At 57.9% G+C, this 12,592-nt stretch carries 11 protein-coding genes and 1 pseudogene; 10 read left to right on the top strand and 2 right to left on the bottom strand.

From position 1 onward, the window contains the following. Positions 1 to 359: 359 nt before the first annotated feature. Complete coding sequence (locus AC1Z3W_RS17680) at positions 360 to 1,754, bottom strand: PDDEXK family nuclease (RefSeq protein WP_124835734.1); 1,395 nt, start codon at positions 1,752 to 1,754, stop codon at positions 360 to 362. A 1,013-nt stretch (positions 1,755 to 2,767) separates the two neighbouring features. Here AC1Z3W_RS17680 and AC1Z3W_RS17675 point away from each other — a divergent pair. From AC1Z3W_RS17675 to AC1Z3W_RS17640, 8 genes and pseudogenes are all read left to right on the top strand, one after another. Further along, positions 2,768 to 4,066: an NAD(P)/FAD-dependent oxidoreductase gene (locus AC1Z3W_RS17675; protein ID WP_124835733.1), complete on the top strand. Its 1,299-nt coding sequence runs from the start codon at positions 2,768 to 2,770 to the stop codon at positions 4,064 to 4,066. 153 nt (positions 4,067 to 4,219) lie between these two features. Next, a pseudogene (locus AC1Z3W_RS17670) lies at positions 4,220 to 4,613 on the top strand (site-specific integrase). 1,132 nt (positions 4,614 to 5,745) lie between these two features. Then, positions 5,746 to 6,111: a tyrosine-type recombinase/integrase gene (locus tag AC1Z3W_RS17665; protein ID WP_483508116.1), complete on the top strand. Its 366-nt coding sequence runs from the start codon at positions 5,746 to 5,748 to the stop codon at positions 6,109 to 6,111. A gap of 255 nt (positions 6,112 to 6,366) precedes the next feature. Beyond that, positions 6,367 to 6,954 (top strand): J domain-containing protein, encoded by a 588-nt coding sequence (locus AC1Z3W_RS17660; RefSeq protein WP_483508330.1) that lies wholly within the window; start codon positions 6,367 to 6,369, stop codon positions 6,952 to 6,954. A 288-nt stretch (positions 6,955 to 7,242) separates the two neighbouring features. Beyond that, complete coding sequence (locus AC1Z3W_RS17655) at positions 7,243 to 8,253, top strand: hypothetical protein (RefSeq protein WP_483508115.1); 1,011 nt, start codon at positions 7,243 to 7,245, stop codon at positions 8,251 to 8,253. Positions 8,254 to 8,300: 47 nt separating this feature from the next. Then, positions 8,301 to 8,735, top strand: coding sequence for a hypothetical protein (locus tag AC1Z3W_RS17650; protein WP_082664827.1), 435 nt, complete (start codon positions 8,301 to 8,303; stop codon positions 8,733 to 8,735). A 118-nt stretch (positions 8,736 to 8,853) separates the two neighbouring features. Continuing rightward, the gene (locus tag AC1Z3W_RS17645) at positions 8,854 to 9,423 is read left to right on the top strand and encodes a hypothetical protein (RefSeq protein ID WP_483508113.1); all 570 of its coding nucleotides are present in this window, start codon (positions 8,854 to 8,856) and stop codon (positions 9,421 to 9,423) included. Positions 9,424 to 9,663: 240 nt separating this feature from the next. Beyond that, on the top strand, positions 9,664 to 10,050 hold the full coding sequence (locus AC1Z3W_RS17640; RefSeq protein ID WP_141661891.1) for a DUF6984 family protein: 387 nt from the start codon (positions 9,664 to 9,666) through the stop codon (positions 10,048 to 10,050). Between the two features lie 156 nt (positions 10,051 to 10,206). Here AC1Z3W_RS17640 and AC1Z3W_RS17635 read toward each other — a convergent pair whose 3' ends face one another. Then, entirely contained in the window at positions 10,207 to 10,542 is a 336-nt protein-coding gene (locus tag AC1Z3W_RS17635; RefSeq protein ID WP_483508111.1) for a hypothetical protein, read from the bottom strand. 64 nt (positions 10,543 to 10,606) lie between these two features. Here AC1Z3W_RS17635 and istA point away from each other — a divergent pair, with 64 nt between their 5' ends. Beyond that, positions 10,607 to 11,635 carry an IS21 family transposase gene (gene istA / locus AC1Z3W_RS17630; protein ID WP_483506806.1) on the top strand — a complete coding sequence of 343 codons (1,029 nt, stop codon included), beginning with the start codon at positions 10,607 to 10,609 and terminating at the stop codon, positions 11,633 to 11,635. After that, positions 11,632 to 12,405, top strand: coding sequence for an IS21-like element ISBcen13 family helper ATPase IstB (istB, locus tag AC1Z3W_RS17625; RefSeq protein WP_483506808.1), 774 nt, complete (start codon positions 11,632 to 11,634; stop codon positions 12,403 to 12,405). Before istA ends, istB begins: the two co-directional genes overlap by 4 nt. The last annotated feature ends 187 nt before the right edge of the window (positions 12,406 to 12,592 follow it).

Genomic DNA, 12,592 nt, shown 5'->3' with positions numbered 1-12,592 from the left:
ACCGGTTGTCGCGCGCTTTAATTTGCCGGCATGAAGAAAGGGGGATCTCTGCAAGTTATTGCCGAGACATTTGCGGTCGGGTTAGCGCGCGTCGAGGTCGCTTTCGGGACATCTGGAGCACCACGGCCGGCTGATGGGTGTGCGCGTCACTGCCAGCGGATGCGTGCTGTCGGCCATGAACTGCCGGTCGATTGCATACCGCGGCGGACATTCAAACGGTCGCTCCGCCTTGTTTAGGAACGTTCAATCCACTTTCCTCGTCGCCGTGTCGTCGGTCTTTCCTGTCGTTCGCCGTACTCCATCAATTCGATCGACAAACGTCCCGTTTGCCAGCCTTCTGATCAGAATCGGGGGTCAGTCTAGCCGAGCTCTTCTCTGACGTCCTCACTGGTAAGCAGACCACTTTTGCAAAATAATCGCTGCATCCCGTCGGGCCCCAAGGTCAAAAGATTGGGATCACGTAGTTTCGCATCGATCATGGTGACAAACGCGTCGGCTTCAACAAGACAGACCTCACTGATGTCAGTCTCCATTTTGAGACTGCGGATCAGATCATCGAAGTCATCTTGGAAAGAACTGGATACCAAAACATAGTAAAGATTTCGCAGATGTCGGCGCCTTTTCAACTCTCTGCTTTGCGTCGTTATGTATTCGCGAATAGTCCGATCGTCTGTGCCCATCTTGTAGCCATTCTGCCTTGCCTTCGCATCCCAAAGAATCGCGTACGAGTGGTCTGCCGAGATTGCCAGACCGTCCTGAATACGACCTTGTCCTTGCCCTTGAAGCTGCGTGTCATAACCGAGAATGGTGAAAGCCGCATGCACACTTTTCTCGAACGCACGAGAAATACTGGTACCAGCGGCCTTTGCCAGAGCTTCTAATGACGGGTCATTGTTGGCTAGCAGGGGAATGATGCTGATAATCGGAGGGACATAGCTGTCGGGTAGCTGCAACGGCGAAGCTATTCCATCAACGACGAGTTTCGATTCGGGTTCTTGTTTCGTGACACCCGTGATCGTTGCGGCAGCGACCGACACCACAGCGGGCTTCTTCGCGTACCACCACACATGTTCCACGTCGTAGAGCGTGACAGGTTGCCCAAGTTGCTGCCGAAACAGGTCGCGAATTTCAGCGTCAAGATGAACGTAACCTATATAGGCGTCGGCCAGGTCTTCCGTCGGTTGGTAAAGGTTCAGGTCGGATAGTATTTGTACGCTGTTCGTGTAATACACGGGCCACTGGTCAGGGGCTTGAATCTGCCAAAAGTAGCTAAGAAAGAAGGGGATACTTGAGGGCTTTGGCCGCGAATGCTTGCCGCCTCCGTTTGCAACGTGTTCTTCGCCAGACCGCCGAACGTAGCTCGCGAAATTCCGAATTCGACTCCTTGCTACAACTTCGTCAGAAGGTAACTCTATGGCCGATTTAAGTTCCGCAGTTAGTTCATCGACATCAGCACATGTATTGTAAAGCAGATTGAAAAACATCTGCCCTTTTATGCCCTTAAAGCCCCACAATTCGTGGCGCTTGTTGATACGATCGACTTCTGTCTTAAAAGTGCCAAGATCCGTAGATCCGCTGAGAAATTGACCGAGCACTGGTAACAATAGCTGGTCGATGACCTGCTTTCGATTTTGATCCAATATAAGACATTCTTGAACAGGCGTCTTGCCTGTCTCCGGGTTGGCGGCGGCCGATCGAAAACTTTCAAGCTCTCGAAGTGCGCGCGATTTTTTGCTTTCGTCCAGGATGGTCATGGCTAATTGTCCCGGTGATATGCGGATTGGTCGCTGTAAAGTATCACTTTCACGGTGCGTAGTCACGTTTTTGGGGCGGCACGTGGTCAAGCCAAATCCCACCATACCGACCTTTGGGCTTTACAGTGTTTTTCGACGATTGAAAGCGGGCATTCATCGTCAATACCCTGCAGTTACGGCCGTCCGCAAAGGCTGATCGACGCGCCAAGGGACTCGCAGGAACGAATGACCGTTGTACGGTGGAACCTGCTGATTCGACGGAGGTAACTCCGTCGTCCGCTTCGGCGGCAGCGGCCAGTTGCGCTCATTCGACATCGGCGCTTTGATGGTCGACAATCGTTGTCACATGCGTTGTCCCAACCACCAAGACCATGTCCACGCCTACGCTACGCCTCATCGACCGTCAGCTTTCGAACGACATAGACCGGCTGCAAACCGTGCTGGAGGGGCGCCAGGTTATAGCCTGGCCGTCGAGGGAAAGTGAGCGTCGATTTAGAACGTCTGCTTCTGCTTGCACGCGCGTCCATTGCACGAACGCGCAGACTATCGAGCTGCCCGCAATTTCTGTTCCTGATCAGCGCAACGGGAAGCAGTCTGACTCGCGCTTCCAGCTCGCGCAACGACCGGAAGCCAGGGCAAGATCTGCGCGAGCACGGTGAGGCACATACCCCAGAAGGAAATAGCGCTTACGTAGTGTTTCCGATCGGACTGCTTTGCGTTGGTCTGGGCGCGTAGCTCGGCGCCGGTCGCCTGGGAGTTCCGACGCCGAAATATCTGCTTCGCAGTGCTTCCCTCGTGCTCGGCGTTTTTTCGGTGACGGTCGCTCTGTCGGCCTTGCGTTGAATGACGGAAAAGATGAGAGTGTCGATCCGAGTCGAAAGAATGGGCCCGCAGAAATTGCACTCAAGTGCTTTGAGGCTACGTGGACGGTGCCCGAGGGGAAAGCTGACCAACGTCTGCCATAGCATTTTTGCTTTGGTCCATGAATACGCCCTTTTTTGGAAGCAAGTGCAATGAACTCATCGAAAAGCGATTCGAGCCGACCCGACGTGCTGATTATCGGCGGCGGGCCCGCTGGTGCGACTGCGGCGGCCTTCCTGGCGATGAATGGACGCGACGTAGTGCTCGTGGAGAAGGAAGCGCATCCGCGCTTCCATATCGGCGAAAGCCTGCTGCCACGTAACCTCGACATTTTCGAGCGGCTCGGCGTTCTGGATCAGGTACGAGAGATCGGTGTCCATAAGCCGGGTGCAGAGTTCGTCTCGGACCGTACGGGCCGTAGCTGCGCGTTTCCGTTTGAAAACGCACTGAATCGGGACCGTACGCACGCCTGGCAAGTACGGCGTGCGGACCTTGATGCCTTGTTGTTCAGACACGCCGTCGCGCGCGGGGCCGAGTGTTTCGAGCGTACTCGTGTCACGGGAGTCAAGCTGGACGATGCCGGCGGACGTCACGTCGTGTCCGCCCAGGACGAATCGGGCGGCACCCGCGAATGGCATCCCCGCTACGTGCTCGACGCTTCGGGCCGTGATACGTTTCTCGCGTCGCGGATGAAGGTCAAGACTTCGAACAAGTACAACAACACGGCGGCCGTTTATGCGCATTTCACTGGCGTAACGCGTCGGGAAGGTGAACTGGCGGGCTACATCAGCATTCATCTTGCGGAGGATGGCTGGTTTTGGCTGATCCCGCTGCCCGATGACACAATGAGCATTGGCTTTGTCGGCAATCAATCGGCGTGGAAGGAGCGCAAGGGAACGGCGACCGATTTGCTGTCCGAGCGCATCGCTTCGAGCCCGACCGTCGCGGCTCGCGCTCAAGGCGCACAGCGCGTATCGGACGTCTACAGCACGGCCAATTACAGCTACCGCGCGCGCGAAGGCAACGGGAACGGTTTTCTGATGATCGGCGACGCCTACGGATTTGTTGATCCGATGTTCTCGACAGGCGTACTGATGGCGATGACTGGCGGAGAACTCGGCGCCGAGGCCGCCCACGTTTGGCTCGACGATCCGGCACGAGGAAAGAAGCTTGCGCAAGCAGCCAACAAGGAACTGTCAGAGGCAATGGATCGGATCAGTTGGCTGATCTATCGAGTGAACGATCCTGTCATGCGTACGCTCTTCATGGCACCGTCCAATCGCTTGTGGATGCGAGACGGCGTCGTCAATCTGCTGGCAGGAAATCTCCGGGGGAGCTGGCGCGCTGCACTCCCCGTGATGTGCTTTAAGGGCGTGTATCACGTGCTCTCGACACTGCACCGCCGCGGAATCGAGATTTCGCTGCCGGAGATGCCCGCACCTCGAACCTGATCGGACTGGATTCCTGGAACCGCTCAGCAGCGGCCGTTTGCCGATTGCGCATCGGACATTGCCGAAAGCATCAGCGACGAACCGCAATGGGTAGGATAGCGCCCGTCGGAAAAGGCGCCCACTCAATCTCCCTTCGCTTGAAAGGAGCTTGTCATTGAATCCAGGAATGTCGTCGTTGACGCCCGCGTGCCATGGAACAAGGGCAAGCTCACCGGGCAGAAGCCGCCGCTAAAGCTACGAGAAATCTGGTCGATCCGGACGCGACTTCAGATGGCATCGAACCTTCGTGAGCTCGCGCTGTTCAATCTCGCGATTGATAGCAAGCTCCGAGCGTGTGATCTTACGCGGTTGCTGGTCCAAGACGTTCGCCAGGGAAGCCGCGTGGCGTCCAGAGCGACCATCATGCAGCAGAAGACCCAGCGGCCGGTGCAATTCGAGATGCGCGGTGCAGTTGCTGCTCGGACATACGAAGCTGGAAAGCACGGTTCGCTATCTCGGCATCGAAGTCGACGATGCGCTTGAGATGGCAGAGCAGACGGAGGTTTGATTGCATCGCGGCCGGCGAGCGGTTGCTTGCCGGCCACATGCGGCCGTTCGCTCCGCAGCATTCAGGACACGCGATCGGCTGCGCCAGCCAAGAACCGGACGTTCGACTGAGCGACGGTAGGCGTAATCGTTCACCTCGACGCTCTACGGAGAGGCGGCCTGTAACCAGAGCACACGGGCTCTGATGCCCGCACTGCAGGATCCGATCGGGCGTGCCGTAACAAACAGCGGTTTTCCTGCGCGAGTAACGAAATTACTGAAAGATCGCAAAATCGACATCGGGCTCGCAGCCCGGTGCCTGCTTTCGTTTCGCCGTCGGCAGGCCGGCGGCTGACTACGCTGGTCGTCACACCCAAAACGAAGGCCGCCGACTCCGACGACGTGCGAGCCGGGCAGCGTCCGATTGAATGTCCGCACGGGCAGCGCGATTTGATCGTCAGTGTCCTTCTTTTTTCGTCTTCGGTTCTTGGGGTTGGTGCTGCGCGTCAGGCCCGCGTTGCGCCGGCGCCCGCGTACATGCGTCCGGAGGCGTTACATAGGGCACGTCCTTGCAGCAGCACGCATAAACCGGAAATCCGTACGCGTTCGTCCCGATGATGGTCGTTGGCCCGTGCAGCGGGCAAATCGCTTTCATGGCATCTCCTGAAACTCCTTCGGCGATTGCTTATGTCGTACATGCGACTCGTCAGTTCGCACAGCTGAAACCCGTCCGGGCCGCGACCCTGCGAGACCCCCTCTGGATCCCGGCGGCGGGGCTGCCGATCTGAGATCCCGTCGGTTTCAGTTAATTCGAGCAGGTGCGCGTCGTCAAGGAAGTCCATGATTTGGCGGAGATAAGGCTCGACAAAATCCCACGAGCGTCACGGGCCTTAGGTAACGACGCCCCCTGGATCGGGTCAAGGAAAACCCGGAGCAAGTCAGGGATGCACTATGTAAATACGACGCGAGATAGCGTCTGGCATTGTGGCAGCCCGGTCGTCGTATTCACGTCGGCTACAGCGTGTCTGACCGACAACCGGCGACTGCGCAAATCTTCCTTCCCCCGTCATCGGTGAAAGTATTGGACACGTAGCATCCGAGTGCGGCAATTTCCATGCAAGGGCAGTCTTTATTGCATCGCTTGCACCTGCCCGATGGACGACCGCTTCACTTTCGAAAGTTGCCATTGCTTCCGCCGCGCTCGGAATGACGGCAATGGGTCGGGTAGCGACCACTGCTTCCACTGTGAGACGGCACACTGGATGCATGCGTCGCCGCATCTGTCGACACGACAATATGCCCGAGTGGTCCATCGGTGGATCGCATCGATCGGACTCGACGATACGGCGTACGGCACCCATACCATGCGCCGCACCAAGGCTTCGCTGATCTGCCGGCGAACGAAGAACCTTCGGACGGTGCAACTACTGCTCGGACATACCAAGCTGGAAAATACAGTGCGCTACCTCGGCATTGAAGTCGACGATGCCCTCGAGATGGCGGGGCAGACCGAGGTCTGACGGCAACAGGGCCGGCGCGCGGACGCTTGCCGGCGCATGAAGCGCCGTTGGCCTGCATGCTCATTCGGACACTCGAGCGACCGCTCCAGTCGGCAAACGGCCGTTCCGATGAGAATGATTCAGATTTCGTCATTTGCCAAAGCGCCCCTGACCTGCACTCAGGGTGTTCAGAACGTGGTGAATTCTCAACCCGACGGATTGGCGCGGCGGCGACATGCTACGATCAATGCGATCCGACTTTCATCCCGACGCACAATGACGACAATGTATGAATTGCTCGGTGTGTGCGAGAACGCCACCAACGAGGAAATCAAGCGCAGCTACCGAAAGGCAGCGATGAAAGCGCATCCCGACCGCAACGTCGGGGGCGAAGCGGACGCGCATGCGCGATTTCAGGAGATCAAGGAGGCATACGCGATTCTCTCGGACCCGGAGCTGCGCCGCGTCTATGACACCGTTTTCGCAGAGGAAATGCTCCGTCACGCACGGCTTCGCGAAGAAGAGGAGCGCTTGAAGGCGGAGCGCGAAGCGGAATATGCGCGGTTCGTGGCATGGGCGATGCGCTTCGCCGAACAAGGGCACAACCGCGACGTCGTGTTCGGTGTTCTGCTCGGCCGTGATTGCGATGTTCAACTCGCCGAGCGCATTGCCGGCAGCGTGGTCGAGCTGCATGCGTCGCGCCAGCCGAGCGCATCGCGGGACGGGCAGCGTGATGAGCAGATGCCGCAATGCGAGAAGAGGGCGATACCGGCGCCAAAGAGCGACGCGCGAAGGAGTGACGAACACGTGCATAGGGACTTTTTCAGCGCTCTGTGGCACGGCGTGTTCGGGCTGCGCCCGTGAGTCCTGGTGGGTGACCGGTTTTGCGAGCGCGGAACTCGACCGCGATCGGAGCCCTCTTCGGGGGAGGTTCTTCGATCGACTGCTTCATGAATTGACGGCTAATTGGGCAGTATTCGGCCAAGAGCGGTCCCTCGACTTCAGCACCGAAATCGTCAACAATACCACTCGCAGCGCGCGTGCAGCCACGCCAGATCACCGCCGGCAGAAAACAGTCGTGCCGTCCGTCACGGACGTAGCTGGGCCGAACTCCCAATACGAAACATTAACAATTTTCGGAGCAACGGGGAAATGGACCGCAAATATGTGCTGGTTGGATTCGTACTGACGTTCATTGTAGGCTTCTGGATGGGACATCATGGGGCCGCCGCTCAGAAAACGGAACTCCGCAAGCTCAGGGCGATGCCTGCCATCCCCATCTGGAAAAATCCCCAATGCGTTTTGGCGAATATCAAAGAAAACGAACGCTTTGAAATTGCCGCATCGACTCTCGAACATATCGCACCGCATTCCCCCGACTGGCTCGCCATCGGGGCCGAACGCGCTCTCAGTCAAGACCTATATCGCAGCAGCCCAGGTCAGCTCGGCCCGAGGGTATGTAGTCCGCCAGCGATATATGCGCGTGTTGCTGCGGCTTTCGCAGGAAAGCCTATCAAGGGCAGGTTTGCTCTCTATGAAGTCGAGCTGGCCTCGCGTATGCAATCTCCGCCCACTGAAGTCGTAGATGCCGTAGCGCAAGTGGCGTTTGATGCTCGGCCAGTGATCGACGACGGTATTGATGGGCAAGTCAAGGGCGATATTAGGCCGCTTGCGAGAACCGTATTGGCAGGGTTTGGACACGAATCAGCGCGATACGCGATCGCAGCATTTGAACAAGTTTCCAGCGAAAGTTCCATCGGCACGGGCGCGGCACAGGTGGCAGCCGCCGGAGGACATCCAGAGGCGCTATCACTGGTAGAGTCTCTTATGAATCAACTTCTTGCTTCAGTCCCGGACGACAAGCCCATTCCATTGGCGGCCCGCGATCGCCTCTATGAGTTGGCGTGGGGAATCTATTTTTCAGGGGCATCGGCAAAGGACCACGTGGCACCGATCATGAGACTCATGGCAAGGCACGTGCAGAGTGGCGCGCCACCGTTCGGCATGCTTAGTCTTCGTCCGAAGAGGATGTGCGAAGTGCTGTCCAAGATCCGCGGCGATGACACGCGTGTGAAAAGCGAATTTCCATATTGCGCTGACGACACTCCATTGGAATCGTATCCCCAAGGGGCATTCGCTGGTGCATCGACACAAGGTCGGTGACACACGTCCAACGGGCGCTATCGCATGGGATGTCGGAAAGGATGACCATGAACAACATAGCTACTTTTCTTTTCGCTGCGACTCTTTCCGTCTCCTCTCTCGCTTTTGCGGGAGGACTGTCGGACGCGGACGCCGGCACCTATGAATGGCTAAACCAAAAGGGTGCTCCAACTGGTGTGCTCTACAGGTTGAATCGATCTTCGGGAAGGTGGGTGGCTTTGGGGAAACTGCCCGGCAAGGAGTGGAAGGACATCTCCTGCGACCGCGGCTGTGAGTATAGGGATAGCACGACCAGAGAAATTCAAAGTTACTTCCCACCAGACTGGTTGGCAAACGCGAATATTGCCTGTATCCAAAATGCTGCTCAAGCCTTCTGCCGATTCGGACCCGTCAAGGAGCCTGGGAAAGCCGGCCACGTGATTGTTACTCTGGTGACTGGCAAGCCAGTGCCAATTCTGGTGAGACGCGTGGAAAACCGGTAAATACGCTGACCTGGAATCGGCCAAGGCGGCCGGTCCATATGAACGCCTGGATTGTCGAAAATAAGTGCCTAAAACACAGGGATTGCCGCCCGGTCCAAATCGAACAGGATGCCCGGAAATGGAAAAAGAAATATGGAATTCCATGAATATCACATGCAAATTGATTCGAATGAGTATGGCGGTCATTTTGGTTGCAGAAGGTGTTTTCGGGACCACATTGGCTTACGCCAACGGTCGAAGCGCTGCACTTGTGAACGATTTCAAGTTCTTCTGCATGCGGGGAGCGCCGACTTACGAGAGCCTCAATGCATACGCCACCGCGCTTAAGCTACCGATCAAAAAGGACCTTTCACGTGAGATGGGGCATGGAGATCGCCTCAGATCGCGATCCTGGACGGTTGGATCCAATACTGGTCCGTACGAGCTCGCCGCCGCAGAGGCAACTCAAGGCGATGTCACCGCGGAAACCTGCGGAATCGGCAGCGCCGATGGTAGCGGCGACAAGATCTATTCCGAGCTAACCGCGCACTCGAATCTCGGGAAACCTCATGAAAGCAGCTCGCCGGATGGACGGATCAAATCCGTAGTTTGGACGCTCTCATCGGGAGAAAAGCTGGTGTTGACGTATGCAAGTGCCGACCCGGGCTTTTATCTATCTCACGTATTCAAAAGCCCCTATGCCACGTAAGTCCCATCGCATACAGCCCACTCGAATGACCGCTTCGTCGTGCAATGACTGTCTCTTGTGGGTCGCTTCATTCCTTTTGCATGAGGCGCGCACCCGAGGCGGTCGTCGAACTCAGCCGTGGGGCGCTGGTCGGAGAACGGTCGTTGGGTTGCTTCAGCACAATTTGGATGCGGGCCTAAGAAATCTGGGGTAGCGTTTCACTTGTGTACCCGCTGATAAAGGCCGTGAGCGGAGGCTGTCATGTATAGAAGTACGGACATCAATAATTTTCGCTCGCCATCGGCGGTCGAAAGAGAACTAATTTCAGAATTGACAGCTGCAGAGTTCCCCGGTCGAGCCGAAGTGATCAAACAGCTTCAGCAGTGTGTCGTGCGAGTGATCGATGAGGAAGGCAGTCTTGAAGTAGGCATTCCACCGCACGCAATCGCGGCACCAGTGTTACATCGAGTTCCAACCGAGCTATATGGCCCTGATGTCGATGGAGTTCAAATCAGCGTGCTCCTACATGTCGTTGATGGAGTTTGCCGCGAAATCGAAATTTACAAGGTAGACGGCACTGATATCCAACGAATGCCTGCTATCTGGCAGCGATTCGTCCCTGGGCCGGACGATGCGGACTCAAGTTAAGCGGCACATTGAATGACCGATTTGGGGAATTGCGCCCGACCGCTTCGGGTCGAGAGTGTGAGTTCGCTGATGCAGGAAGCTGACGTTCGGCACCTCGAAGCCGGCACCGTCAGCATTCCGCCAAGTTGCCGACTTAGAACCCAGCCGGCCCCAAGGTCAGCACAGGCCGAGTGCGGAGCGTTCGCCAACATGCGGCGTACGCCCGCTGTTTCCTAGTAACTGCCATTGCACCGGCAGCGGCCACGGCGACGCTGAGGGTGCTGGCTGGCACGTGTCGTCGTCGACGAGGCGCAGAACATCAAGAGCCCGGCGGCGGCGCCAAACACGCGCGATCAAATCCTTATCCGCGCCGGCCTTCATCGCGATGAGTGGCACACCGGTGGAGAACCAACTGGCTGAGTGCTGGTTGTCAGCGTCGGATAGATACTCCTTTCGACGAAGTAATTTTCCCCAGTTCTCTATCTTGTTGGGCGCAAAGTAATAATGAGCCACTTCGCGCGAAGTAAATCTGAGCCACCTTTCAGTACAGTCAGCCTTTTGCGCGCAAAGGCTGGCGATGCTCCAGAAGGAACAGTGGATGCAAATCCATGTGCTCAAAGCCCAAGGCGTATCGGAGCGCGAGATCGCGCGGCGCCTGGGCATTTCTCGCAACACGGTGGCGCGGTACCTGTCGGCCGCGGAAGTGCCGCGCTACAAGCCGCGTGAACCGCGGCCAACCAAGCTCGGAGCGTTCGAGGCGTACATCATCGAGCGAATGAGGGCCGCAGCACCCGAGATCATCGCGGCGCCGGCGCTGCTGCGCGAGTTGCGTGCGCGCGGCTACGATGGCCAACTGCGAAGCCTGCAGGCTTTCATGAACGCGCATAAGTCCGTGCTGAAGCCGGATCCGGTCGTGAGGTTCGAGACCGAGCCCGGTCGGCAGATGCAGTGCGATTTCGTCGTTTTCCGCCGAGGCGCCGATCCGCTTTACGCCTTCACCGCCACGCTCGGCTTCAGTCGTTGGCGTTGGGCACGCTTCACCACCGATGAACGCGCCGAGACACTAGTCGCCTGCCATCATGCGCTGTTCGAAGCCCTGGGCGGCGTTCCTCGCGAGATCCTTTACGACAACGCCAAGACCATCGTTGTCGAGCGCGATGCGTATGGCGACGGTCAACACCGCTGGCACGCCGGGTTGCTCGACCTGGCCAAGCGGTACGGCTTCCTGCCCAGACTGTGCCAACCATACCGTGCGCAGACCAAGGGCAAGGTCGAGCGATTCCACCGCTATCTGCGCGGCAATTTCTATGTGCCGCTGGCCAGCCAGCTCAAGCAATCCGGCTTGATGCTCGACGCCGTGACTGCGAACGTCGAGGTAAGTAAATGGCTGCGCGACGTGGCCAACCAGCGCGTGCATCCGGTTACAGGGCTGGCACCCGCGATTCTGTTGGAGCAACGAGAACGGGCTTGCTTGCGCGATATGCCTGGCTACACGGTGCCCCGGTTGCCGGCTCGCGCCGTCGCTCGGCCGCGCGTTGACCCCGCGATGTCGATCCAGCACCCGTTGTCCATCTACCAGCAATTGCTGACCGAGGTGCGCGCATGAACCTGCAGCAGGAACGCATCGACGGACACTGCCAGAGCCTGAAGCTCGAGGGGCTCATGCAAAGATACGTCGCTCTGGCGAGCGATGCCGCGGCCAAGCAATGGAGCTTCCTCGACTTCCTCGAGAACGCGCTCGCTCACGAACGAGAGACGAGGCAAGTTCGTTCGCGGCAAACACTGGTGCGCATGGCCGGGTTCCCCGCCATCAAGACGCTCGATGACTACGACTACAGTTTCGCCGTCGGGGCGCCGCGCAAGACGATCGACGAGCTTGCCACCCTGCGCTTCATTGAGCGGGGTGAGAACGCCGTGTTGCTAGGTCCGTCAGGCGTGGGCAAGACCCACCTCGCGATCGCCATCGGGTATGCCGCGACACAGGCCGGCATTAAGACGAAGTTCATCACGGCGGCGGATCTGATGTTGCAGCTCGAGGCCGCGCGCCGGCAGGAGCGATACGACGCCGTACTTCGGCACAACATTCTCGGTCCGAGGTTGCTCATCGTCGACGAGATCGGCTATCTACCGCTCTCGGGGGATCAGGCTAGCCACTTCTTCCAGATCGTCGCCAAGCGCTACGAGCGCGGCTCGATGATCCTGACCAGCAACCTTCCGTTTGCGCAGTGGGATGAAACCTTCGGCGGCAACACCACACTGACTGCAGCTATGCTCGACCGCATCCTGCACCACGCCCACATCGTCCAGATCAAAGGAGACAGCTACAGACTGAAACAGCAACGCCAAGCTGGCCACGTTTCGTCATCGAAGAGGTAACGACTGGCTCAGTTTTACTTTGCGCGATCAGGCGCGAAGTGGCTCAGATTTCAAATGCGTTTGACAATCTGACGGCTCCGCGGTAGCAGCGCCGTCCTGTCGATCGTCGACCATATCGCCCTTGAGATCCGTCCTGGGGGCGTCAGTGGTCAAGTTCGATGAGCATGGGTTATGGGTCTGGTGCATG

It is taken from the genome of Burkholderia sp. 10_S31, from assembly GCF_056930375.1.
This window is presented reverse-complemented; position numbering and strand designations above follow the sequence as displayed.

Coding starts and splice junctions, on each gene's coding strand:
- AC1Z3W_RS17680 (WP_124835734.1), bottom strand. CDS start 1,754: ATGACCATCCTGGACGAAAGCAAAAAATCGCGCGCACTTCGAGAGCTT.
- AC1Z3W_RS17655 (WP_483508115.1), top strand. CDS start 7,243: ATGGACCGCAAATATGTGCTGGTTGGATTCGTACTGACGTTCATTGTA.
- AC1Z3W_RS17645 (WP_483508113.1), top strand. CDS start 8,854: ATGGAAAAAGAAATATGGAATTCCATGAATATCACATGCAAATTGATT.
- AC1Z3W_RS17665 (WP_483508116.1), top strand. CDS start 5,746: ATGGACGACCGCTTCACTTTCGAAAGTTGCCATTGCTTCCGCCGCGCT.
- AC1Z3W_RS17640 (WP_141661891.1), top strand. CDS start 9,664: ATGTATAGAAGTACGGACATCAATAATTTTCGCTCGCCATCGGCGGTC.
- AC1Z3W_RS17650 (WP_082664827.1), top strand. CDS start 8,301: ATGAACAACATAGCTACTTTTCTTTTCGCTGCGACTCTTTCCGTCTCC.
- AC1Z3W_RS17660 (WP_483508330.1), top strand. CDS start 6,367: ATGACGACAATGTATGAATTGCTCGGTGTGTGCGAGAACGCCACCAAC.
- istB (WP_483506808.1), top strand. CDS start 11,632: ATGAACCTGCAGCAGGAACGCATCGACGGACACTGCCAGAGCCTGAAG.
- istA (WP_483506806.1), top strand. CDS start 10,607: ATGCTCCAGAAGGAACAGTGGATGCAAATCCATGTGCTCAAAGCCCAA.
- AC1Z3W_RS17675 (WP_124835733.1), top strand. CDS start 2,768: ATGAACTCATCGAAAAGCGATTCGAGCCGACCCGACGTGCTGATTATC.